At 43.1% G+C, this 25,216-nt stretch carries 21 protein-coding genes; 3 read left to right on the top strand and 18 right to left on the bottom strand.

What is annotated here, in order from left to right; translation table 11 throughout:
- Nucleotides 1-20 precede the first annotated feature (20 nt).
- From ACTNDS_RS03425 to dapF, 6 genes are all read right to left on the bottom strand, one after another.
- On the bottom strand, nucleotides 21-1,043 hold the full coding sequence (locus ACTNDS_RS03425; RefSeq protein WP_441033662.1) for a DUF975 family protein: 1,023 nt from the start codon (nucleotides 1,041-1,043) through the stop codon (nucleotides 21-23).
- Between the two features lie 122 nt (nucleotides 1,044-1,165).
- A complete protein-coding gene (locus ACTNDS_RS03420) occupies nucleotides 1,166-2,374 on the bottom strand; it encodes an aspartate kinase (RefSeq protein ID WP_173743587.1) in 1,209 nt (402 codons plus the stop codon).
- 29 nt (nucleotides 2,375-2,403) lie between these two features.
- Nucleotides 2,404-3,618 (bottom strand): homoserine dehydrogenase, encoded by a 1,215-nt coding sequence (locus ACTNDS_RS03415; RefSeq protein ID WP_173743588.1) that lies wholly within the window; start codon nucleotides 3,616-3,618, stop codon nucleotides 2,404-2,406.
- A gap of 4 nt (nucleotides 3,619-3,622) precedes the next feature.
- Entirely contained in the window at nucleotides 3,623-4,078 is a 456-nt protein-coding gene (locus tag ACTNDS_RS03410) for an ACT domain-containing protein (RefSeq protein WP_019162909.1), read from the bottom strand.
- Between the two features lie 153 nt (nucleotides 4,079-4,231).
- Nucleotides 4,232-5,342 (bottom strand): peptide chain release factor 2 gene (gene prfB / locus ACTNDS_RS03405; protein ID WP_173743590.1). Its coding sequence is split into 2 segments (ribosomal slippage): nucleotides 4,232-5,266 and nucleotides 5,268-5,342, totalling 1,110 coding nucleotides; the frame shifts between segments, so codons are not numbered across the junction.
- A 119-nt stretch (nucleotides 5,343-5,461) separates the two neighbouring features.
- Nucleotides 5,462-6,310, bottom strand: coding sequence for a diaminopimelate epimerase (dapF, locus tag ACTNDS_RS03400; RefSeq protein WP_173743591.1), 849 nt, complete (start codon nucleotides 6,308-6,310; stop codon nucleotides 5,462-5,464).
- Nucleotides 6,311-6,694: 384 nt separating this feature from the next.
- On the opposite strand from dapF, the gene ACTNDS_RS03395 reads away from it, so the two are divergent.
- On the top strand, nucleotides 6,695-7,546 hold the full coding sequence (locus ACTNDS_RS03395) for a helix-turn-helix domain-containing protein (protein WP_433844830.1): 852 nt from the start codon (nucleotides 6,695-6,697) through the stop codon (nucleotides 7,544-7,546).
- Nucleotides 7,547-7,587: 41 nt separating this feature from the next.
- On the opposite strand, the gene ACTNDS_RS03390 is transcribed toward ACTNDS_RS03395, so the two are convergent.
- The 6 genes from ACTNDS_RS03390 to ACTNDS_RS03365 form a co-directional block, all read right to left on the bottom strand.
- A complete protein-coding gene (locus ACTNDS_RS03390) occupies nucleotides 7,588-9,054 on the bottom strand; it encodes a sodium-dependent transporter (protein ID WP_441033656.1) in 1,467 nt (488 codons plus the stop codon).
- A 39-nt stretch (nucleotides 9,055-9,093) separates the two neighbouring features.
- Nucleotides 9,094-11,667, bottom strand: coding sequence for a preprotein translocase subunit SecA (secA, locus tag ACTNDS_RS03385; protein WP_441033653.1), 2,574 nt, complete (start codon nucleotides 11,665-11,667; stop codon nucleotides 9,094-9,096).
- A 139-nt stretch (nucleotides 11,668-11,806) separates the two neighbouring features.
- A complete protein-coding gene (malQ, locus tag ACTNDS_RS03380) occupies nucleotides 11,807-13,309 on the bottom strand; it encodes a 4-alpha-glucanotransferase (protein ID WP_441033862.1) in 1,503 nt (500 codons plus the stop codon).
- A 175-nt stretch (nucleotides 13,310-13,484) separates the two neighbouring features.
- Nucleotides 13,485-14,012, bottom strand: coding sequence for a ribosome hibernation-promoting factor, HPF/YfiA family (gene hpf, locus ACTNDS_RS03375; RefSeq protein WP_173743596.1), 528 nt, complete (start codon nucleotides 14,010-14,012; stop codon nucleotides 13,485-13,487).
- Nucleotides 14,013-14,168: 156 nt separating this feature from the next.
- On the bottom strand, nucleotides 14,169-14,939 hold the full coding sequence (gene hisA / locus ACTNDS_RS03370; RefSeq protein WP_303242967.1) for a phosphoribosylformimino-5-aminoimidazole carboxamide ribotide isomerase: 771 nt from the start codon (nucleotides 14,937-14,939) through the stop codon (nucleotides 14,169-14,171).
- Nucleotides 14,940-15,130: 191 nt separating this feature from the next.
- The gene (locus tag ACTNDS_RS03365) at nucleotides 15,131-15,514 is read right to left on the bottom strand and encodes a hypothetical protein (RefSeq protein WP_441033648.1); all 384 of its coding nucleotides are present in this window, start codon (nucleotides 15,512-15,514) and stop codon (nucleotides 15,131-15,133) included.
- A gap of 658 nt (nucleotides 15,515-16,172) precedes the next feature.
- Between ACTNDS_RS03365 and ACTNDS_RS03360 the strand changes: the two genes are divergently transcribed.
- Complete coding sequence (locus ACTNDS_RS03360) at nucleotides 16,173-16,802, top strand: D-alanyl-D-alanine carboxypeptidase family protein (RefSeq protein WP_441033645.1); 630 nt, start codon at nucleotides 16,173-16,175, stop codon at nucleotides 16,800-16,802.
- Between the two features lie 119 nt (nucleotides 16,803-16,921).
- Here ACTNDS_RS03360 and dapB read toward each other — a convergent pair whose 3' ends face one another.
- From dapB to ACTNDS_RS03340, 4 genes are all read right to left on the bottom strand, one after another.
- Nucleotides 16,922-17,683 carry a 4-hydroxy-tetrahydrodipicolinate reductase gene (gene dapB / locus ACTNDS_RS03355; RefSeq protein WP_441033642.1) on the bottom strand — a complete coding sequence of 254 codons (762 nt, stop codon included), beginning with the start codon at nucleotides 17,681-17,683 and terminating at the stop codon, nucleotides 16,922-16,924.
- 35 nt (nucleotides 17,684-17,718) lie between these two features.
- On the bottom strand, nucleotides 17,719-18,612 hold the full coding sequence (dapA, locus tag ACTNDS_RS03350; RefSeq protein WP_173743601.1) for a 4-hydroxy-tetrahydrodipicolinate synthase: 894 nt from the start codon (nucleotides 18,610-18,612) through the stop codon (nucleotides 17,719-17,721).
- A gap of 95 nt (nucleotides 18,613-18,707) precedes the next feature.
- Nucleotides 18,708-19,214: a cob(I)yrinic acid a,c-diamide adenosyltransferase gene (locus ACTNDS_RS03345; RefSeq protein ID WP_441033639.1), complete on the bottom strand. Its 507-nt coding sequence runs from the start codon at nucleotides 19,212-19,214 to the stop codon at nucleotides 18,708-18,710.
- Nucleotides 19,215-19,379: 165 nt separating this feature from the next.
- On the bottom strand, nucleotides 19,380-20,006 hold the full coding sequence (locus tag ACTNDS_RS03340; RefSeq protein ID WP_441033636.1) for a single-stranded DNA-binding protein: 627 nt from the start codon (nucleotides 20,004-20,006) through the stop codon (nucleotides 19,380-19,382).
- Nucleotides 20,007-20,270: 264 nt separating this feature from the next.
- Here ACTNDS_RS03340 and typA point away from each other — a divergent pair, with 264 nt between their 5' ends.
- Complete coding sequence (typA, locus tag ACTNDS_RS03335) at nucleotides 20,271-22,103, top strand: translational GTPase TypA (RefSeq protein ID WP_441033634.1); 1,833 nt, start codon at nucleotides 20,271-20,273, stop codon at nucleotides 22,101-22,103.
- A gap of 170 nt (nucleotides 22,104-22,273) precedes the next feature.
- Here the strand turns inward: typA and ACTNDS_RS03330 are convergent, their stop codons facing one another.
- Both ACTNDS_RS03330 and cls read right to left on the bottom strand, forming a co-directional pair.
- The gene (locus ACTNDS_RS03330; protein WP_173743603.1) at nucleotides 22,274-23,362 is read right to left on the bottom strand and encodes a class II aldolase/adducin family protein; all 1,089 of its coding nucleotides are present in this window, start codon (nucleotides 23,360-23,362) and stop codon (nucleotides 22,274-22,276) included.
- 231 nt (nucleotides 23,363-23,593) lie between these two features.
- Nucleotides 23,594-25,153 (bottom strand): cardiolipin synthase, encoded by a 1,560-nt coding sequence (gene cls, locus ACTNDS_RS03325; RefSeq protein WP_441033630.1) that lies wholly within the window; start codon nucleotides 25,151-25,153, stop codon nucleotides 23,594-23,596.
- Nucleotides 25,154-25,216 lie beyond the last annotated feature (63 nt).

The following is a 25,216-nucleotide window of genomic DNA, read 5'->3' as shown; positions in this document are numbered from 1 at the left end:
ATCGGTTTACTGTATAATGCTTACTTGATTCGGTTAAAGTATTCATCCCAGGGTTTTGGCTCGTTGTCCTCTTCCTCCGGTTGTTCTTCCTGAGGTTTCTTTTCCTCCTGAATCTCCTCTGCCGTCTGTGGCTGTTCTGTGCTTTTGTTATCCGCACTTTCCCGGGATTCAGAATCCGGCTGTATATTCCATAAGTCTGCCTTCTCAGCTCTGTCATCCTGGTCTGCCTCTGGATTTACAATTGCCTCCGCCTCTGTATCCACAGATTTAAAGTATGGTTCCGACTGATAACCATAAGTCGGAGGCTCAGTTTCTCCCGATCTCTTCAATTCCCCTTTCAGATCACGGTAGAACATGGTCTCTGTCATAGTCATATAAGGCATGATCCATAAAAGTGCAATATAAAATGTAAAAACAGAAAGGAACATAAGTGGAACAAAGCTAAGCTTCAGCAGAAAATATCTCCAAAAATTCCCTCTCATCATCTCTATGCTTTCCTTCAGTGCATCCATCCCCTTTGTCTGAGGATTATCGGCCAGAATATAATAGGTCATTTCCAGCGGAATCGTAATGATCTCATAAACAACAGTTCCGATAATCATCAGCACCCCACTTTTCACAGCCATCTCCATCAGCAGATTCATATCTGAGATGTCTGTGGGAAGTGAATATCCATAGATCGTATACGGAAGCATGGTCAGCACATTGATAAATGCCAGCACAAAGGTTGCTGTGATCACTCTGTCCGGATATTTCTTAAAAAAATAAAACAGATCATTCAGTGAAAACTCTTTGTTTCTGGCAATATTCAGGTACATATAGAGCATTCCTGCCGAAATCACGTTGATCAGAATACTGATAATAAAACTGAATACATATCCCAAAGCTATATTCAGCTTAGAATTTTCCGGAAACAATGTGTTGGAAATCCATCCGCTTCCAAAACTTAAAATGATCAATACAACAAACGCCAGGATCACGGTTCCCATCTTTTCTGCCAATGCCTCCCGGGCACGTTTCTTTAATTCTTTTGTTGGTGTCATGAAAAACTCCTCTTCAATAACTAACCTGCGATGTCATAATCTTTATAACGCCGCAGGTTTTGCAGGATTCTTATCATCAGCGGATAAATCATCCGCTTCACTATTTGCCTGATTCAGTTCTGTCAGTCTGCCAGATTAAATGCATCATGTACTGCATTCATGGCACGTACTCCATCCTTCTCACTGATCAGCACAGTTACACGGATTTCAGAGGTGGAGATCATATTAATATTTACACCTTCATTATAAAGGCTTTCAAACATTTTTGCGGCAACACCGGGATTACTCATCATCCCCGCACCTACGATAGAAAGCTTGGCGATATTTCTCTCTGCATGGAGCTCCACATATCCCAGACGTGCCTGATTTGCTTCCAGCACTGCCATGGCATCATCCAGATCATTCTCATTGACCGTAAAGGAGATATCCTTGGTACCCGCACGTCCGATAGACTGCAGGATTACATCTACATTGATATTCTTTTTTGCAAGTGTATCAAATAATTTAAAAGCAACACCGGGGGTGTCCTTCAATCCGATTACTGCGATCCGCACTGCATCTGTATCCAGCGCCACACCGCTGATCAACATTCTTTCCACTGTAACTTCCTCCTTTACTACAGTTCCCTCGCTGTTATTCAGGCTGGAGCGCACAACCAGCGGCACTCCATATTTTTTGGCCATTTCCACGGAACGGTTATGAAGTACCCCTGCACCAAGAGTTGCCAGATCCAGCATCTCATCATAAGTGATCTCCTTAAGCTTTCTCGCCTTTGGAACCTTACGCGGGTCTGCAGTGTATACACCATCCACATCCGTATAGATCTCGCAGGCATCTGCATGGAGTGCTGCTGCCAGAGCTACTGCTGTTGTATCGGAACCGCCTCTTCCCAGAGTAGTATAGTCATCATATTTATTGACTCCCTGAAAACCGGTGACAACTACAATTTTCCTGTTTTCCAGTTCTCTTTTAATACGTTCTGTATCAATTCTTTTCAGTCTTGCATTCCCATGGGTACTGGTAGTATGCATGGAAACCTGAAAAGCATTCAGGGATACAGCGGGAATTCCCAGTTTGTCCAGTGCCATAGCCATCAATGCCACAGACATCTGCTCTCCGATGGTAAAAAGCATATCCATCTCTCTTTTAGGAGGTTTCTCATTTACATCCTTTGCCATAGTGATCAGTTCATCTGTATATTTTCCCATTGCAGACAGAACTACCACCACATCGTTTCCCTTCCTGTACTCTTCAATACAGCGGGCAGCCACATTGAAAATACGTTCTTTATTTGCAACAGAAGTTCCGCCAAATTTCTTGACAATCAACATTATTTCTTACTTCCTCCATTATCCCTATATCAGTCTTTCACTCTGATTTTTGCAAGGACTTTATCCCCCAGCTTTTCAGCCTTCGCACAAAATTCTCCCTGTGTCATGTCCGTTGTAATAAAAGCACATTCCTCCGGCAGCTGATCCAGACAGATCATCTCTGCATTTTCAAATACTTCCTTCGCTTCCTCTGCAGCTTCTTTTTTGACTCTTACAAAAAATCTTCCGGATACCTGATCCAGTGGTCTCAACTTTGCAGGAGTACTGTTCCAGTTGGTAAAAATATTAGTATGGAGATGCTTAGCAGCGTCTACAATATCTCCCACTACTGCGCTTGCAGTAGGAAGCTTACCTGCACCACTTCCATAGAACATTGCATCTCCCAGCATATTTCCATGTACAAAGACTGCATTAAATACATCATTCACACTGTAAAGCGGACTGTCCCTGCCGATCAGGAAGGGAGCTACCATTGCATAACAGGTACCATCTGCATTTCTGCGGCTTGTGCCCAAAAGTTTAATGGTTCTGCCCAGCTTTGCAGCATACTCCATATCCTCAGGCGTAATTTTTGTGATGCCCTCTGTATAAATATCCTTATAATCAAAATATTCACTGTATGCCAGAGAAGACAAGATTGCTATTTTGCGGCATGCATCATATCCCTCTACATCTGCTGTGGGATCTGCTTCCGCGTAGCCTTTCTGCTGTGCTTCCTTTAAAACAGTATCAAACTCACAGCCCTCTGTACTCATTTTATAAAGCATGTAATTCGTAGTACCATTAAGGATACCTGTTACCTCATCGATCTCATCTCCGGTAAGAGAAGAATTGATCACACGGATAATCGGAATACCGCCGCCGCAGCTTGCCTCAAATAAGAAATTAATACTCTTTTCTCTGGCAATATCCATCAGCTCGCGTCCCTTGTCCGCAACCAGTGCCTTATTGGAGGTACAGACATTTTTTCCTGCCAGAAGTGCTTTTTTGACAAAAGTATACGCAGGCTCCACGCCTCCCATTACTTCCACAACAATATCCACTTCCGGATCATTAACAATCTGTTCGTAATCGTGAACCAGGATTTTCTCCACCGGATCTCCCGGAAAATCCCTCAGATCAAGAACATATTTAACATTGATTTCCTGTCCGGCACGTTTGTTAATACTCTCGTGGTTTGTATTGATAACCTCTACCACACCGCTGCCTACTGTGCCGTATCCTAAAACTGCTACATTGATCATTTTTTTACTCCCTGCCTAATATTTTCAGATAGTGAATTCCCTCACTGTGCTCAATGGTATCTACCATTCCCTCTGCATCTCCCTCACCCGGAAGAATATCCACACTCAATGTAAGTGTTGCCACTCCATTGATGGGAATACTCTGATGAATGGTAAGGATATTTCCGTGAAACCGGGCAATTGTCTGCAGGACAACGGACAAAAGTCCGGGCTCATCATCCATCTGGATGATAAATGTGATGGTTTTTCCCTTGGTTTCCTCATGGAATGGGAATATATCATCCTTATATTTGTAAAAGGAGCTCCTGCTGATATCGGTCTGCTCTGCTGCGTCCTGAACTGTGCTGACTTTACCGGAATCCAGAAGCTTTTTCGCCTCTACTACTTTCAGAAGGACTTCAGGCACTGCCCGCTCCCTCACCACATAATATTTCTTCTTTTCTGCTGGAGTTTTTGACATATCTCTCTCCTGTCTGTTTCTTAAAGACATTTGTTTTTATACACTGGATATGTTACCATACACGAATTAAATCTGCAATCATTTTATAAATAAAAGAAGCTGCCGCAACAGACACATTGACAGCAGCTTCAGACACTCAATCTCTAAATGCGCTTATTTCTTCAGTGCGATCCATTTCAGATATGCATTGATGAAAAGATCAATGCCTCCATCCAGCACTGCATCCACGTTTCCGGTTTCCTCGTTGGTACGATGATCCTTGACCATAGTATATGGCTGCATAACGTAAGAACGGATCTGGTTGCCCCAGCCGATATCTGTCACTTCTCCACGGATACCGGAAAGCTTTGCTTCCGCTTCCTGCTGTTTGAGAAGATACAGTTTGGCTTTCAGCATCTGCATGGCTTTGTCCTTATTCATATGCTGGGAACGTTCATTCTGACACTGTACCACAATTCCTGTAGGGAAATGTGTAATACGGATAGCAGAAGACGTTTTGTTGATATGCTGACCGCCGGCGCCACTGCTTCGGTAGGTATCAATACGGATATCCTCATCATTGATCTCCACATCCAGATCCTTCTCAATATCCGGCATAACATCACAGGATACAAAAGAAGTCTGACGCTTACCTGCAGCATTAAAAGGAGAAATACGTACCAGACGATGTACACCCTTCTCAGATTTCAGATATCCATAGGCATTGGTTCCGTTCACCTGGAAGGTTACTGACTTAATACCAGCCTCATCTCCGTCCAGATAATCCAGTACCTCCATGGAAAATCCCTTCTTATCTGCCCAACGGCAATACATACGGTAAAGCATACTACACCAGTCACAGGCCTCTGTACCACCTGCTCCGGCATTCAGCTTGATAATGGCATTCTCACTGTCATACTCTCCGGAAAGAAGAGTCTTGATCCGGATACTGTCAAAGTTCCTCTGGAATTCATCCAGCATTTCCTGAATCTCAGGAATCAATTCCGGATCGTTCTCCTCATAACCCATTTCAATCATGGTTTCCATATCCTCCATCTGCGTTACCAGACTCTGATAGGTCTCCATGTCATCCTTCATATCTTTTAATTCTTTCATCTTCTTCTGGGAAACTTCTGCATCATCCCAGAAATCCGGCGCTTCCATCTCACGCTCTAATTCTTCGACCTTCTGCTCTTTATTAGCCAGGTCAAAGTGAATCCCTCACTTCCACTAATGGTTCTGTGTATGTTGCAAGAATGCTCTTGAACTGATCTAATTCAACCACAGCTTCACCCACTTTCTTATTTTATTTCAATTTACTCACTCTCTGGTGGTAACTCTCCAAAGATAATAGCATACCATTGAAAAAAATACAAATGAAATCTGTATGGAAAATATCAATCCTTATGAGAAAAAGCTCTCTGCCACACTGACATCTGCAATGTACCCTACAGTTCCTGTCATGTAGATAGTCTCATCCTCTGCAATATCAATCTGTATCATACCGCCAGGCTGGTTTACATTAATCCTGGATTCTACCAGTCCCAGCTTATAGGCTGCCATTGCAGCTGCACAGCTTCCGGTACCGGAAGCCTTGGTATATCCGGAGCCCCTCTCCCAGATCTCAATATCCAGATTTCCTTTATCAATCTGATGGCAGATCTGCAGATTCATTCTCTCCGGAAATTCATCTGCATTTTCTACATAAGGTCCCAGGTTCTTTACTTGATCTTCGCTGACCTGATCTGTAAAAATAATACAATGGGGATTTCCTACAGTCAGGCAGGTAGCCTTATATTCCTTCTTATTAAAAATAAAGGATTCATTAATCACTTCTCGCATTTCCCCTGTTACAGGAATTTCCCTGGAAACAAAGGAAGCCTTGCCCATATTCACCCGGAATTCCGTGGCACGGCCATTCAGACATTCAACATGAATAGTTCCTGACAGAGTTTCAATATCAAATTTTTTCTCCGTCACATATCCCTGATCCATCAGATATTTGGCAAAAATACGTACTCCGTTACCACTGATCGCAGATTCACTTCCATCTGCATTATAAATGCGGACACCCAGCTTTCCTTCCATCTCCACCGGTCCATACAACACGCCATCTGCGCCAAGCCCAAAACCTCTCTGGCAGAGAAGTGCCACCTTTTTTCCCTGAAGCTCAACTTTGTTTTTCTTTGGATCCAGGATCAGATAATCATTTCCAAGCCCTTGATATTTACTCATAATAATTGTATGATTCATAATTTTATTCCCCTTTACCTTAACAATGAAACGAAAATCAAAAAATATTTTGCATCCAGTTTTATTTTCTATTATTATATATTTAATTTTTTACTATGTATATAGATTAAACTGCGCTTTATATTGCAAATAGTGCGGTAATAACAAAAAAAGACTGCCATACCAACTTCCTGATATCACAGTCTTTCCCATACGCATCACCTGCCTATTCAGTTTTCTATTTCTTTACCCATTCGAAATAGTTACAAAGCTTTTCTATTAACTTTGTGTTTTTATGATACTATTATCTTTATCTAATGTCAATATTTTTATAGCATATTTTTTCATCTTACTCTTGCAGTATTAAAAGAGCAAATGATATGATATAGAAAGGAGGATAGACAAATGTTTTTCACAGATCGAAATGAACCATCCGAAAAAACAGGATATCTCAACGAAGCCTTCCGCCTTTTTCATCTCAGGGATCAGGCCAGCCGGGAGTTTTCCTGGCATTATCATGATTTTCATAAAGTGGTGATCTTTCTCTCCGGCAAAGCCACCTACCATATTGAAGGCAGGTCATACCCTCTGAAGCCCTGGGATATTCTTCTTGTAGACAGACATGCCATTCACAGACCGGAGATTGATTCTTCTGTTTCCTATGAACGCTTCATCCTCTGGATCCAGAATGATATTCCCCATCAGGAACTGCTCAGCTGCTTCCAGAAGGCCAGAGACCGCAGCTACAACCTTATCCGCCTGAGCTCCGATCTCCAGGAAAAATTAAAGGAAACTCTCTTCCAGCTTGAAGACTCTGCCAGAACCCATGCCTTCGGACAGGAGATCCTGACCCAGGCGCTGTTCCAGGAATTTATGGTATATCTCAACCGGATTTTTCTGGAAAAACAATATATTTATGATAAGAAATCCTATTCCTACGACTCACAGATTGCCAGCCTTCTCCAGTATATCAATCACAATCTGCAGGCAGATCTGTCTGTGGAAAAGCTTGCAGCCAGATATTATGTAAGTAAATATCATCTTATGCGCAAATTCAAAGAAGAAACCGGATATACCCTTCACAACTATATCGTAAGCAAACGCCTTCTTATGGCCAGATCCCTTATTGACCAGGGAATGCCTGTGATCAAAGCCGCCCAGGAAAGTGGTTTTGCAGAATACAGTACTTTTTCCAGAGCCTACCGCAAACAATTCCAACAGTCTCCCGGAGCATCCAAAAAGCAGCAGACCCTCTGAGTCATCCCAGAGTGATCTGCTGCTTTTTCTCTTACATTAATTTATCTTTTTCTTTTCCTTGTGCCAAATGCACAATAAAACACAAAACCAAGCAGTGCCAGTGCTACGATCATCCAGCCAGCCAGCACTCCTGCTCCCATACCTACAAATTTATCATAATATCCCTTAAGATAAATCACGATTACAATAGCGGGAATGCCATAAGCTACATAACCTCTCAGGCTCTTGGGAAATTTCATTCCTGCACCTGCATTGGCTTCTGCAATAAAATTATCCCATCCCCAGCCATTTTTTCTGGTACAGAACAAAAGATATCCCAGACTGCCCAGTGGCAGAAGGTTATTGGAGACAATAAAATCCTCCAGATCCATAATGGTGCTTCCCTCTCCCAAAGGCTGAATACCGGACCATACATTGAATCCCAGCACACATGGAAGACTTAACAATATTACCAGAATCGCACACACCAATACACTTTTCTTACGATTCCATCCAAACATTTCCATATTAAATGCGATCAGATTCTCAAATACAGCAATGATCGTTGAAATCGCTGCAAAACTGAGGAAAAGGAAAAACAGGCTTCCCCACAGCACCCCTCCGCTCATTTTCGCAAAAATATTGGGCAAAGTGATAAAAATCAGGCTTGGGCCTGCATCCGGCTGGATTCCATAGGAAAAACATGCCGGGATAATAATAAATCCTGCTGTCAGTGCCACAAAGGTATCCAGCACTGTAATGCTTACAGCCTCCCCTGTGAGACTTCTGGATTTATCCAGATAGCTTCCGAAGATCAGCATGGCACCGATACCTATGGACAGAGTAAAGAACGACTGGCTCAATGCCGCAAAGATCACATTTCCCAGTCCTGCATCTCTGATTTTCTGAAAGTCAGGAATAAGGTAGAATTTAATTCCCTCACCGGCTCCGTCCATCATCACAGAATGAACTGCCAGGACCAGCATAATGATCAGCAAAGCGCTCATCATTACCTTGGTAATTTTCTCAATACCATTCTGCAATCCCATGAAGCAGACGATAAAGCCTATTACACAGACAATCACCATCCACAGGATCATGGTAGGTGCATCTCCCATCATATTAGAAAAAGCCCCTGCAACAGCCTCGGTATCCGCTCCCACAAAATCTCCCCGCAGGCTTTTGAAGCAGTAATACAGCATCCATCCGCCTACGGTAGTGTAAAACATCATCAGCATATAGCAGCCGATAATGCCTATGTATTTCAGAGGTTTCCAGCAGGTTCCCTCCGGTGCCAGCCTGTCAAAGCATTTTGCAACACTGACATGGCTTCCACGACCTACAGCAAACTCTGACACCAGCACCGGAATTCCCAGGATTACCAGGAAACACAAATAAATCAAAATAAAGGCTGCTCCACCATATGCTCCGCATATATATGGAAACTTCCACACATTTCCTATACCAATGGCACATCCTGCAGACACCAGGATAAAGCCAAGACGGGAGCCAAAAGACTCTCTTTTCATAATAATTTCCCCCTGTTGATATGATTTAACACATCAGCATCAGGCTGGTTTCTTGCGTCCGCAGCACTGTTTATATTTCTTTCCGCTTCCACATGGACACGGATCATTTGGGTATACCTTGATTTCCTTTCTCTGAACCGGCTTCTTCACACCGCTGTCATCTTTGTTGGTTCCGGTAACCTTGGCAACCTGCTCTCTCTCTATCTTCTGCTCTACATGTACATGATACAGCATACGGAGAGTATCCTCCTGGATAGAATTGATCATTTCATTAAACATATCAAAGGCATTCATCTTGTACTCAACAACCGGATCTCTCTGTCCATAAGCTGCCAGTCCAATACCCTGACGAAGGATTTCCATATCATCAATATGATCCATCCATTTGCTGTCAATGCTCTTCAGCAGAACTACACGCTCCAGCTCACGAAGCTGCTCCGGTTCCGGGAACTCAGCTTCTTTTGTTTCGTAAAGCTTCACAGCCTCTTCCTTCAGTTCATGCTTGATCTCATTTCTTCTCTTGCCCTTTACACTCTCCGGTGTCAGAGGTTTGAGAGGAATGATCGGGCTGATAGCTCCGTTGAATTCATTCAGATCCCACTCTTCAGAATCTACATCATCAGAGAAGCACATATCCACATAGCTGTCTACTGTATCCTGGATCATATTGTAAATAGCATCCCGCATGTTCTCACCATCCAGCACCTGACGACGCTCTTTGTAAATGATCTCACGCTGTTCATTATTAACCTGGTCATAATCCAGAAGATTTTTACGAATACCAAAGTTATTAAACTCAATCTTCTCCTGTGCTTTCTCAATAGCATTGGAAAGCATCTTATGCTCAATCTGCTCATTCTCTGCAACACCCAGAGAAGTAAAGATCTTCATCAGTCTCTCAGAACCAAACAGACGCATCAGGTCATCCTCCAGAGAGATGTAGAAACGGGATTCACCCGGGTCTCCCTGTCGACCGGAACGTCCACGGAGCTGATTGTCAATACGTCTGGATTCATGACGCTCTGTACCGATGATCATCAGGCCACCGGCATTTCTTGCCACATCATCCAGCTTAATATCCGTACCACGGCCAGCCATGTTAGTGGCAATGGTAACTGCCCCTGCCTGACCTGCCTGTGCTACGATCTCTGCCTCCAGTTCATGGAACTTGGCATTCAATACATTATGCTTGATTCCCTGTCTTTTCAGCATGCGGCTGAGTAATTCAGAAGTTTCAATTGTAATTGTACCAACCAGTACAGGCTGCTGTTTTGCATGAGCCTCCACTACAGCATTGACAACTGCATTGAATTTCTCTTTCTTTGTCATATAAACAGCATCTTCATGATCAACACGGATAACCGGTCTGTTAGTCGGGATCTCAACAACGTCCATTGCATAGATATCACGGAACTCTTTTTCCTCTGTAATAGCTGTACCGGTCATACCACCCTTCTTGTCATATTTATTAAAGAAGTTCTGGAATGTAATAGTTGCCAAAGTCTTACTCTCACGTTTGATCTTAACATGCTCTTTTGCTTCAATTGCCTGATGAAGTCCATCGGAATAACGACGGCCCGGCATAATACGTCCGGTAAATTCATCTACGATCAGGATCTCATCATCCTTTACTACATAATCCTGATCCTTATGCATCAGGTTATGTGCACGAAGTGCAAGAGTAATATTATGCTGGATTTCCAGATTTTCCGGATCAGCCAGGTTCTCAATATGGAAGAATTTTTCAACTTTATGAACACCCTGCTCTGTCAGATTGACGATCTTATCCTTCTCATTTACAACGAAATCACCGGTCTCGATAACCTCCTCACCCATAATGGCTGCCATCTTAGTCATCTCATGGCTGGCTTCACCACGCTCTAACTGCTGCGCAAGGATATCGCAAGCCTCGTATAACTTGGTTGACTTACCGCTCTGTCCGGAAATAATAAGAGGGGTACGTGCCTCGTCGATAAGAATGGAGTCCACCTCATCGATGATACAGTAGTGCAGATCTCTCTGAACCAGCTGTTCTTTATAGATAACCATGTTGTCACGCAGATAATCGAAACCAAGCTCATTATTGGTGACATAAGTAATATCACAGTTATATGCAGCACGACGCTCATCCTGCTTCATATCATTCAGTACAACGCCTACTGTCAGTCCCAGGAATCTGTGGATCTGTCCCATCTCATCTGCATCACGCTTTGCCAGGTAATCATTGACAGTTACGATATGCACACCTTTACCCTCCAAGGCATTCAGGTAAGAGGGAAGAGTAGCTACCAGAGTTTTACCTTCACCGGTTCTCATCTCTGCAATACGACCCTGGTGGAGAATAATACCACCGATAAGCTGTACGCGGAAATGCTCCATGCCCAGAACACGCTTGCCGGCCTCACGAACAACTGCGAATGCCTCCGGAAGAAGATCATCCAGTGTCTCTCCCTCTTCCAGACGTTTCTTAAACTCTCTGGTCTTTCCTTTCAGTTCCTCATCACTTAACTTCTGCATCTCCGGGCGCAGACTTTCAATCTTGTCCACCAAAGGCATAATACGCTTTACCTCTCGCTGGCTGCGGCTCCCGAATACTTTTGAAAACATATTCATAAATTTAACTCCTGTTTATCTTTTTTAGAGCATACACTATCTCATTTAATACACAACAATGAACATTTTAACACTTTCCATGGCGGAACACAATAAATATTTCATGAACAAACCAAGAACAAAACCGCAAACCAAAGACTTAACTTCTGCCTGTCTTTACAATCAGACGGCCATAAGAAACCAGTTCCTTCTCTGCCTGTACAAAATCCGGCAAATGCCATTCCCAGTTAGGGGAACCGATGGTTCCAGGTGTATTAATATGACCCTCTTTTCCAAGTCCAAGAATATCTGCCATCGGAATAATAGCATATTCTGCCTGATTACCCAGAGTATAAGCCAGCACTCTGTCCTTTACAGATCCCTGTTTTGCTCCGTTGCGCTTCAGGAATTTGCGGAATTTTCTCCTGGCTGCTGTGCTGAGCCTGCCATACCATTCCATCACTGTATCATTATCATGAGTTCCTGTATAGAAGATCATATTTTCCACATCATGGAAAATATCTCGGGCATATTTTCCACCTGTTTCAACAGAGAAAAGGAAGACCTTCATTCCCTTCAGATGGTAATGATCCTTCAGGGTAAGTACTTCCGGGCGAAGATCTCCCAGATCCTCAGCCACCAGGTTCAGTCCCGGAATCTTATCCTGCAGAATATCGATAACCTCATAACCCGGTGCCTCGATCCACTCCCCTTCAATGGCAGTAGGACAGGAAGCTGGAATCTTCCAGTATGTGTCAAATGCACGAAAATGGTCAATACGGATAATATCAAAAAGTTTATTACTATATCCGATCCTGTCTGTCCAGAACTGATAGCCTTGCTCTTTCATATGCTCCCAATCATAGATTGGATTTCCCCATCTCTGTCCTACTGCGCTGAAATAATCCGGTGGTACCCCTGCAATAAAAATCGGACGTCCATCTGTGTCCAGAAGGAAATTATCCTTTCCGCCCCACACATCCACAGAGTCCTGTCCCACATAGAAAGGAACATCTCCCATAATCTGGATTCCTGCTTCATTGGCAGCTTTCTTTACTTTCATCCACTGGGTATAGAAAATATACTGAAGGAACATCTGGTATCTTGCTTCTGCTTCTACCTCTGTATCCAGTACGTGTCTGTTCTCAGGCCAGGTACGGTCTTCCTCTGGCCATTCATTCCAGCAGGCTCCGTTATTTGCTTTCTTTAATGCACGGAAAACACCATATTCATAGACCCAGGATTGAGCAGCAAACTCTTTATACTCTGGTTTCTCATAGCCCTTTTGCTCCACAAAAGCCATAAATGCCGCTCTCAGATAGGGCTCTCTGTACTGACGGACTCTTTCATAATCCACCTTTTTACACTTTTCCAGAAAAAGCATTGGTGATTTTTTGAGCAGTCCCTCTTCTGCCAGAGTATCCAGACTGATATAAATGTCATCTCCTGCACAGGAAGAATATGGCTGATAGGGAGAATTTCCATATCCTACAGGGTTCAAAGGAAGAATCTGCCAGATCCTGACATGATTTTTCTTTAACAATTCTATAAAATGAAATGCTGATTCACCAAGCTCTCCTGCACCTACACGGGATGGAAGTGCAGAAACTGGCATTAAAACTCCGGCTTCTCTCATAATGTTCTGTTCCTCTTTTCTTTTCAGGATTTTTTACAGCTGTCTTTTTTCACAGCCGCAATTTCCTTACATTTTATCATATTTTCCATACTACGTCAAAACTCACAGACAAATAAAAACAGCCAGGCCGGAACCTGGGAAATTTCCCTTTTCCAAACCTGGCTGAATTTCTATGATCTTTTAAAATTTATGAAACAATGTACTAAAATTCCGGCTCGATCAGTCCGTAAGTATTACCTTTACGTTTGTACACTACATTTACCTGATCTGTCTCTGCATTATAGAATACAAAGAAATTATGTCCCAGAAGCTCCATCTGTACACATGCATCCTCCGGATACATTGGCTTGATGCCGAATTTCTTGGTACGGATGATCTTAACTTCTTCATCTTCCTCGTAATCCTTGTCCAGATATGCTTTCTGGAAATTGGCTGCTGCCTGCTGTTTGTCTACCAGTTTATTTTTGTATTTGCGAAGCTGACGTTCAATGACCTCTTCCACAAGATCAATAGATACATACATATCATTGCTGATCTGCTCAGAACGGATGATGTTGCCTTTTACAGGAATTGTCACTTCAATTTTCTGTCTTTCTTTTTCAACACTTAAAGTTACTACAATCTCGGTGTCAGGAGTGAAATACCTTTCCAGTTTGCCGAGCTTATCCTCTACCGCCGTTCTCAGTCCCTCGGTAACTGCTATATTTTTTCCGCTGATGATAAATTTCATGCTTCCATCCCCTTTGCTGTTTGATGAACCTATTATAACACACCTTTCCGAATTTTAACATCATTTTATAAAAATTTCATATTTTTTCTGTTATTTTCCTATGTATTCTCTAATTCCTGCCGCAATTATAAAGGTCATGCAGATTCAGTATACCTTTTAGCGCAGTTCTGCAAGCTCTCTGAACGGGATTTTCCCTCCAAAAAGATCCAGTGCACTACCTACCGTAACATCCAGATTATTTTTCCCATATTTTCTCAGCAGTTCAATATCAGCCATAGAACCAACACCTCCGGCATAGGTAACCGGCCGCTTTGTATATCCGCTGAGGAGCTCCGCCAGCTCCGTCTCTACTCCATGGGCTTTTCCTTCTACATCCACTGCATGTACCAGGAACTCATCACAGTGTTCACCCAGCTCTTCCATAGTCTCCAGGGTTACCGGTACATCTGTGAATTTCTGCCAGCGGTCTGTAACTATATAATAGCTGTTTTCCTTTTTTCTGCAGCTTAGATCCAGGACCAGATGTTCCCGTCCTGCAGCCTGCTCCATTTCCTCCAGCTTTTCCCAGGAAATCCTGCCATCCCTGAATACATAAGAGGTAACGATCACATGGCTGGCTCCTGCATCCAGATAAACACCTGCATTTTGAGGATTCACCCCACCTCCAAGCTGCAGACCTCCGGGATAAGCCTTCAGCGCCAAAAATGCCTGTGCCCTGGTTGCCTCATAATATGGAGAATCCTGGCTGTTAAGAAGAATCACATGCCCGCCGCTTAAGTCAGCTTCCCTGTATAACCTGGCATAAAATGCACCGTCCTGTTCTGACACAAAATTCTCCTCTGCCTGATCCTGCACATCTGTCAGGCTCCCTCCTACTATTTGCTTTACTTTTCCATTATGTATATCAATACATGGGCGAAATCTCATATTCTTTTCTACCTCCGTATATTTTTATCTGCAGTGGCTGCCGCCTTACACTTTATCATGATAATACCATAAATTATCTCAATACCGCAACCCGGGACTTACAGTGCGGATTTATTGTGTTACTGTTCACTTCGTTCCCAGCAACGATCCCATCCCATAAATCCGCACTACCGTTCCAAAAAGCTTAGGGCTTACCTTCCTTCCGTGGCATTTCCCACTGCATCTCCCACATCCTCAACAGCATTTCCCACGCCTTCGCCCAGATCCTTTACACTGTTTCCAAGCTCACCGGATACAGTGCCATCATTGTTACTGTCTTCTTTCTTTTCTTCTTCCCTATTCTCATCTGTATCCCTGTCATCTGAAGTCTTCTCATCTGTACCCTTCTCATCTTTTTCACTGCTGTCTGTATCATTCTTATCTACACTCTCATTTTCTGCCACATTTTCCTCTGTTGTCTTGTTATTCTCTTTTTCCACCTCATCCGCATTATTACTGCTCCCACAGGCTGTAAAAATAGCCAGAGTCAGAATCAGCACAGCGCCCACCAAAATTTTTTTTGCATTTTTTCTCATATTTTTCTCCCTTTCTCCGGGTCTCTTCCACCCTGACAGGACAGATTCTTCCGGAATTAATATTGTACGTTACCGATCACAAAGTAAACAGTAACCTTTGTATGTTTAATATGTGCAAAAAAATTTGTACTATACTGGAAAAACTTACTTTTTCGTGCTATTCTGATTATTAGTAACACATATATTCTTTATTAATTTTACAGGAGATGTCTTATGAAGAGAAAAAGCAATATTTTTTTACTGTTCCTTACTGTATTTTTTCTTATTTTCAGCAGTAATGTAACTCAGGCTGCCACACTGTCAACGGTAAAAAATACTACTTCGGCACCCGCTCCCAGGGATATCTGTTCCGCAACTCTCTGATTCACTATAAAGGAGATTATTACTATGCAGGAAAAGACGGAGCAGCAATTACCGGATGGTGCACCGATACTTCCGGCAGAAAATTCTATTTTGGTTCTGACTACAAAGCTGTCACAGGACAGCAAAAGATCAAGAAAGTAAATTATTACTTTGACAACAGTGGAGTTCTGCATCATTCCGGATTAAATTACAATCTGTCATCTGACTGTGCACTTTTAATCAATGCAGACACCGGAAAAGTCATATACTCCAAAAACGCAGATGTCCCTCATGCAAATGCAAGTACCACAAAATCATGACCTGTATTCTTGCTCTGGAAAACTGTAAATTAAATGAAAAGGTGAAATTCTCTCCCTACGCAGCATCTATTGAAGCTTCCAAGCTCTATGCCAATGCAGGAGAAATTTTTTACCTGCGGGATCTTCTATATTCACTGATGCTTCCTTCCCATAATGACACTGCAGTGGCCATTGCAGAACATGTCAGCGGTTCTGCCGACAAATTTGTAAATCTTATGAACAAAAAGGCTGCTGAAATAGGATGCACAAATACACATTTTGCTACCCCAAATGGACTGGACGCAGGATATAACCACTACACCACAGCTTCTGATCTTGCCAAAATTGCCCGATATGCACTTCGCAACCAGACCTTCCGCAGCCTGATCCGGACAGGCTCTTATTCCTTCAGCAGTCTGAACACAGGACGCAGATTCTATGTAAACACCACAAATGCCCTTCTTGGAAATGTTCCGGGTGTACAGGGAATGAAAACCGGATTTACCAGCAAAGCCAAATACTGTTTCATAGGCTTATCCCAATCCAGTAAAGGCCATACCTATATTTCGGTAGTTCTTGGCGGTCCGACCTCTGCAGCCAGGTGGCAGGATTCACGCACCCTGCTGAATTATGCATATCTGCATTGATTCTATTGTCCATGGTTTTCTCAATATCAGAAAAAGGAGTTACGCTCCTGACTTATAAAAAATTATAAAAAAAGAGGAAGTACATTTACAGATAACATAAATGTATTTCCTCTTTTGTATTATTTAGCGCTGATCACATCGCTCATTTCATAACGTCCTGCCGGTTTACCTGCCAGGAACTTGGCTGCTTCAACCGCTCCCTTGCCAAATACGGCCTTGGAATATGCAGTATGCTTAAACTCGATCACTTCATCGGAACCTGCAAAGATCACTTCATGCTCTCCCACGATCGTACCGCCTCGTACGGCAGAAATACCGATTTCTTTATCATCACGCATCTGACGTCTCTGGCTGCGGTCATAAGTATAATGATACTGGTTATCCATAGCCTCATTCAGGCTGTCTGCCAGAGCCAGCGCTGTTCCGCTGGGTGCATCCAGTTTCAGACGATGATGTTTCTCCACGATCTCCATATCGAAACCTGCTGTAGCCAGAACTTTTGCCGCATCCTGGATCAGTTTCATTAATGTATTAATACCCAGAGACATATTGGCAGATTTCAGAACAGCTACTTTCTTCGCTGTCTCTTCCACCTTCGCAAGCTGCTCCTCGCTTAATCCTGTAGTACATAAAACTACCGGAAGCTTACGTTCTGCACAATAATCTAAAAGTGCATCTGTCGCTTTGGCAGAAGAAAAATCGATCAGAGCATCTGCTTCTACCTGACATTCTTTCATATTTGTGTAAACAGGATAGCTGTTCTTACCCTGGTCTGCTACATCAATACCAGCTACAATCTCCGCATCCGGATCCTGTGCTACAAGTCCGGAAATCACCTGCCCCATGTGGCCGTTGCAGCCATGCATAATAATCTTTACCATTTGTAATTTCCTTTCAAATTCCGTTGTCCTGTTCCTTATGCCAGTTTGATACCGAAGTCCTTCATAGCCTGTGCCAGAACTGCTTTATTTGCATCATCCATTTCTGTCAGCGGCATACGAAGCGGGCCTGCTTCCTTACCCATCAGGTTCAGGGCTGCTTTTACAGGAATAGGATTTACTTCGCTGAATAATGCATGGATCAGTGGGATTGCCTTTAACTGGATCTCAGCTGCACCCTTGATATCTCCTTCCAGGAATTTCATGACCATATCATGAGTTTCCTTGGGAGCCACGTTAGAAAGTACAGAAATCACTCCAAGTCCGCCAAGTGAAAGGATCGGCAGTACCTGGTCATCATTTCCGGAATACAGTTCAATGCATCCGTCAGCCATGGACATCATCGTTGCGATCTGTGACAGATCTCCGCTTGCAGCCTTGATACCAACGATGTTCTTTACGTTCTTTGCAAGAGCTACTGCTGTTGCAGGCTGAATGTTACATCCGGTACGGCTTGGTACATTATACATAATGATCGGAGTTTCCGGTACAGCTTCAGCAATGGCTGTATAATGAGCGATCAGTCCCTTCTGTGTTGCCTTATTATAATAAGGAGTTACCACCAGCAGTGCATCTGCACCATAGGAAGCTGCCTCTTTTGACATCATGATCGCAGTTTCTGTACAGTTGGAACCTGTACCTGCAATAACAGGCACTCTTTTATTTACTTTATCAATTGCAAATTTGATTGTTTTAAGATGTTCTCCATGTGTCATAGTAGATGACTCACCTGTGGTTCCACAGATAATGATGGCATCTGTACTGTTGGCGATCTGGAACTCCAGAAGCTCCTCAAGCTTGTCATAATTAACCTTACCATCCTCATACATAGGGGTTACGATTGCAACGCCCGCACCTTTAAAAATTGCCATTTGCTTTCCTCCTTATTCTTCTGTAGCTATCTTTTTTATTATCAACTTTCCGTCTCAACACCTGGCGGAATAACAGCATGTGAACAGTTAGCACTTTACTGCTTATCACAGTGCAGAAGTTCTGTTGTCAATGTGGTTACACTGTCTGCATATTTACGCAGTCCCTCCGGTAAAACTCTTCCTGTAAGAATAATATGCATACTGTCATCCTTCAGCTTCAGGATTTCCTCCAACGCCTCCTCTGTTGCAATTCCATAATCCAGCAGTCCAAGAATTTCATCCAGCAGCAGAAAATCACATTCCTGAGTAGCAATTACCTTTCTTGCAAAATTCAACGCATTCAGGATATTATTATTTTCCTCTTCTTTCTCCTGGTCATTAAGCTGCTCATAGCATTTCTCCATCTTTTCGAACCGGAAAATCTTGATATCCTGATTCTCCAGCTCCTCCAGAAAATCCAGTTCTCGCCGCTCCTTACCTTTCAGAAACTGAATAATGATCACACTCTTACCGTTGGCAGAAGCTTTCAGGCACTGGCCAACTGCCAGAGTAGTCTTGCCTTTCCCACTTCCACAGTAAACTTCTGTAAATTCCTTTTCCATGACAGACAATTCCTCTTAATCTAATAAAATAATGTCAGAGTCAAAAGGTATCTGCCTCTGACCTGAATTGTTTTTGAATACGCTTATATTACCTCAGTTTCTGAATAATTGCAAGTAAATGTTATTTCCCGGTCACTGTTCACAGGCAGCAGAATGCAGAATCTTTTATTCTATATATTCCAGTTTGCTCACAGATACCTCATAAGCCACTCTTTTCTCTGTCTCATTTTCTCCTGTCCGTTTCATATATTCCCTGCTCTGGATTCTGCCCCAGATCAGTACATGGCCACCCACTTCAAAGGCAGAAGCATATCGGGCATTTCTGCCCCAGCAGATGCAAGGTATGTAATCAGATTTTCCATAAGGTCTGTTCACAGCCAGAAGCAGATCCGCGATCTCCCGTCCCAGAGGAGTTTTCCGGTATACCGGAGGTTTACAGATATAGCCATCCAGAAAAATCTGGTTTACCGGAACTATATCATCTTCTTCCTCTACAAATTTCAGTTCTCTGGTAAACACAGAAAGCACCAGACGGTTATGTTTCTCCTCATGCCTGTTATAGGAACGAAACTGTCCGTGAATCTCTACATACTCTCCAATATAATCCTGTGTCACATCGATCAGCCGTTCCGAAACCATTACCGGAATCCTGTCCTCTGAATCGCTGAGCCTTTTTACCATAAGCTCTGTCATATAAAAGCCTTCACCAAACACCTGATGGCTGAAGGTAAATCCTGCTGCAATCTTGCCCATCATTGATACCTGATTGTTTTCAATAATTTTATCTGCCATAATTTGTTCTCCTTCCTCTCAGGACAGACTGCAGTTTCTGTTCTCCTGCCCTGGCGTACCTTATATTGTTCTTTATAAGGTTATGTACAGGCTTTCCTGTTTAGAACCAGAATCTGTAAAAATAAAAAAAATTATTATAACACCTTGTAATCTGTGGAAAATGTGGTAAACTGGAAAATCGGGTAACTTATTGAAGAAAAAAACACATATAATAGGAATAAATACATTACCAATCATTTAGTAAAGAGGAAAGGAAATCATTTTATGAGAACAAAACGTGAAGACGTCCGTAACGTAGCCATTATCGCACACGTTGACCACGGTAAAACAACTCTGGTTGACCAGCTTCTGAAACAGAGCGGTGTATTCCGTGAGAACCAGGAAGTTCAGGAACGTGTCATGGACTCCAATGACATCGAACGTGAACGTGGCATCACTATTTTATCCAAGAATACAGCTATTCATTACAAAGATACAAAGATCAACATCATCGACACACCAGGACATGCTGATTTCGGTGGCGAGGTAGAACGTGTACTTAAGATGGTAGACGGTGTTATTCTTCTCGTTGATGCTTTCGAAGGTGCTATGCCTCAGACTAAATTCGTTCTTAAGAAAGCCCTTGAACTTGATCTCCATGTAATCGTTTGTATCAACAAGATCGACCGTCCCGAGGCTCGTCCTGACGAGGTTGTAGATGAAGTTCTGGAACTTCTTATGGATCTTGGTGCTTCTGATGAGCAGCTTGACTGTCCGTTCCTGTATGCTTCTGCAAAAGCAGGTCATGCTGTGATCGACTTAAATGATACTCCTAAGGATATGGCTCCGCTGTTTGACGCTATCCTGAAATATATCCCGGCTCCGGAGGGAGATCCTGATGCAGATACTCAGGTTCTGATCAGTACCATTGACTACAACGAATATGTTGGACGTATCGGTGTAGGTAAAGTTGAGAATGGTACAATTGCAGTAAATCAGGAGCTGACTCTGTTAAACCATCATAATCTGGACAAACGTAAGAAAGTTAAGATCAGCAAGCTTTATGAGTTTGACGGTCTGAATAAGGTTGAAGTAAAGGAAGCTACAATTGGTTCTATCGTTGCTATTTCCGGTATTGCAGACATCCATATCGGTGATACTCTCTGCGGTGGAGAAAACCCGGAGGCAATTCCTTTCCAGAAGATTTCCGAGCCTACTATCGCCATGAACTTCATCGTAAATGACAGTCCGCTGGCTGGTCAGGAAGGTAAATACATCACATCCCGTCATCTTCGTGACCGTCTCTACCGTGAGCTGAACACTGATGTCAGCCTTCGTGTGGAAGATACGGAAACAACAGAGGCATTTAAGGTTTCCGGACGTGGAGAGCTTCATCTGTCTGTCCTGATCGAAAATATGAGACGTGAAGGCTATGAATTTGCAGTAAGTAAACCGGAGGTTCTGTACAAAACAGACGAGCGCGGCAAAAAACTTGAACCAATGGAAATCGCTTATGTAGATGTTCCGGAAGAATTTTCCGGTACTGTGATCCAGAAGCTCAGCGAACGTAAAGGTGAGCTGCAGGGTATGAGTACTGCCAGTGACGGTACTGTCCGTCTGGAGTTCCACATTCCTTCCCGTGGACTGATCGGATTCCGCGGTGAGTTCCTTACTTCCACCAAGGGTACCGGCATTATCAATACCATGTTTGACGGATATGCTCCTTACAAGGGAGATTTCCAGTACAGAAAACAGGGATCTCTGATTGCTTTCGAGGCTGGCGAAGCTGTTACTTATGGTCTGTTCGCAGCTCAGGAGCGTGGTACTCTGTTTATCGGACCTGGTGCAAAGGTTTACAGCGGTATGGTTATCGGACAGAATGGTAAAGCCGAAGATATCGAGCTGAACGTATGCAAGACAAAGCATCTGACTAACACACGTTCTTCTTCCGCTGATGATGCACTGAAATTAACTCCACCAAGAGTTCTCAGCCTGGAACAGGCCATCGATTTCATCGACCAGGATGAACTTCTGGAGGTTACACCGGAATCTCTCCGTATCCGTAAGAGACTGCTGGATTCCAGAGAACGTAAGAGAGCCGCTTTCAGAAAAGCCTGAAAATAAAATAATATCCGTAACTGTTCCGTGTTGCACAGCATGCCGGACAGTTACCTGAACTTAAAGGGAGTGTGAAAAAACTTATGTTTTTTCACACTCCCTTAGTCAATTGGATAAAATCATCCGCTTTGCTGCTTGCCTGGTTTGAGGCAAGCGGATATTTTATTATATCACTTCTTACTGCGGTATGCTTCTGCTTCCCAATGTGTGATAAAGTATGTAATATCATCTGTCATGTGAAGCGGTCCGCCAAAGCTTTCTGCGTATACTGCAAGCTTAATCGCATCTTTTACAAGAAGCTGTGCTTTTGCAGCTTTTCCCTTATCATCTTCCATAATAAAGGCGCCAACTCCCTGTACCAGGATCAGTCTTGGCTCTTTGTCATTCTCTTTCATAAATGCGTCCAGCGCATCTTTTGCCTGATCAATATTTTCTACAAATAACGGATATGGTCCACAGTATACAATGTGATCCGGTGTAAATGGTTTCAGAAGGGGTGCAGCCGCTGCTTTATCTTTTACAAAATGATCAGCTTCTGCTACAGGTACCACTTCTACTGCATGTCCCAGTAACTGGGAAAGCTTCTCTGCTGCCTGCTCTTTTTCAGGTGTAACAGCATCACTGACATCAGCAGTTCTCTTTACCTGTTTCTCTAATTTACTGATCACATCGTCAAATAACACTCCAATTTCCTCTACAGTATTTGCTGCAACGAAAATTCCGTGATTCTGGAGCAGAAGAACCTGAACATCTTTTCCGAATTCTTCTTTGTAAGCATTCATTTTCTCATAGCAAATACGCGCAAGTGTATAACCTGGTTTGCAGATATCGATCCAGAGTACATCTTTTCCAAGGATCTGTTCGCTGAGTTCCTTTGCCCCTTTTCCGCAGGTCAGTCCATTGACAAGTGTAGGATGAACATGCAGTACATAAGTATAGGCAAATAAGTTATGAAGCAGTGCTTCTACACTTGGACGTTTTGTTTTGTCAGCATCTGTTACTGCAGCCATAACATCTGCAAGATACAGTGATTCACGTTTGACATCATCTTCAGGATAATCTGTCTTCATGATCTCATTCAAACGTGTTCTGCTCATTTCCACAAATTCCTCTGCCTTGATTGTGGCAAGCTGTGTACCAGAGCCTTTTACATACAATGTGGTGTCGTCTTTTACAGAAGTATTACCACCGCCTGCAAGAACATAGGCAGGGTTGCTTCCATAAGTATTTGACATTTTTACTAAGATTGAAAGATCCATAGTTAAAATTCCTCCCATATTTTAATAGTTTTGCTATTACCCATTCCATTGTACACGATATCCTACTTTTTTCCAAGTGTTATAATGTTGCTGTTCGCACACCACTATCCCCCGCGAGGTGTTTTGGCATGATATGCCAAAATCCCGAGACATACAAGCCAAAATTCCATTGCCGCAGGCAATCTGGAATGAATTTTGGCTACGTTACTGTGAACGGAGTAAACAGTAACGTTATAATAATCCCGCAAATAATCTCATAAACAGCTGTCCCAATCGCAGATATGCGCTGCGTCCGGTACTGTACTGTTCTGTGACTTCACGGCATTCATCCATTGTTGCTGCAAGATCATTTCGGATATCCAGAACTGCCTGGCAGTCTGCCATAAAGCAGCCGTTTTCAAAATGATGATACAGACTTCTGTAATCCAGATTTATGGTTCCGCAGGTTGCCATACAGTCATCTGCCACACTCATCTTTGCATGACAGAAACCAGGTGTCCATTCATAGATACGCACTCCATGTTTTACCAGTCCATGGTAAAAGGAACGTGTGATATTGTAGATCATCTTTTTATCCGGAATACCAGGTGTGATGATCCTCACATCTACCCCACGCTTGGCAGCCAGACACAGCGCATGGCTCATTTCATCTGTGATGATCAGGTACGGTGTCATAAACCAGCAGTATTTTTCCGCTTTATTCACCATACTGATATACACCTCTTCGCCTACCTGTTCATAGTCCATAGGACTGTCCGCATAAGGCTGGATAAAGCCTGTCTGCTTTGCCTGATAATCTGTCTGAACCAGAAATCCGGTAAAATCACTGTCATTTTTATCCTTATCACTGACAGCATTCCACATCTCCAGGAATGTTACTGTTAGGGAACGGACTGCCTCCCCCTCCAGACGGATACCTGTATCCTTCCACTGTCCATAAGGATGTGTGAAATTAAAATATTCGTTGGCAAGGTTGTAACCGCCGGTAAATCCCACTTTTCCATCGATCACTGTGATCTTGCGGTGATCCCGGTTATTCAGGAACACATTCAGACCCGGAGTAAAAGGGTTGAACACTCTGCAGTGGATTCCCACATTTTCCATTTTCTTAATGAAGTCTGTATTGATAAACCCAATGGAACCCATGTCGTCATAAAATACTCTGACTTCTACGCCTGCCTTTACGCGATCTTCCAGAACTCTCTGGATTTTATGCCAGGCCTGTGCATCCTCAATGGCATGATATTCCATAAAAATAAATTTCTCTGCCTTTGCCAGATCTGCCAGCTGAGCCTCCAGCCCTTTGACTGCCTCATCATAATAAATAACATCTGTATTCTGATAGACCGGATAGGAGGCATTTTTCTGTATATAATCAGAAATATTGCCTGCCTTCGGGATTTTCCTGCCAAGCGTTTCCCTGCACTCACTGTCATTGGGAAGCAACGGCAGAAGTTCCCTGTCGATCTGGTCATAACGCTCCCGCATTTTACGGGTACCGCCATTGAGACCAATCAGTAAGTACAATCCCACTCCCAGGATAGGGAATACAAGGATCAAAATAACCCAGGGCATTTTCATAGATGAAGTCTGGTCTGACGCATACAGCTTAAGAACCAGTACACCTGCAAGAAGCCTTGTCATCAGATTGATAATCTCCGCATATTGATTCAGCTTTGTGATCATAGCAATGATAAAAGCTGCTTCCAGTAAAATACATACTGCGGAAAAGCATAACCGTTTTACACCATTTTTCGTTTTCGCCCTACCTTCCAGGGTATCCTGTTTCATGTTCTTTCTCCTCCCTCTGCTAATTATATATTAATGTTCCCTTTATCCCTGAAGACTTTCTGC

It is taken from the genome of Blautia sp. HCP3S3_C12, from assembly GCF_052064155.1.
In the GTDB taxonomy this organism is placed as follows: domain Bacteria; phylum Bacillota; class Clostridia; order Lachnospirales; family Lachnospiraceae; genus Blautia_A.
This window is presented reverse-complemented; position numbering and strand designations above follow the sequence as displayed.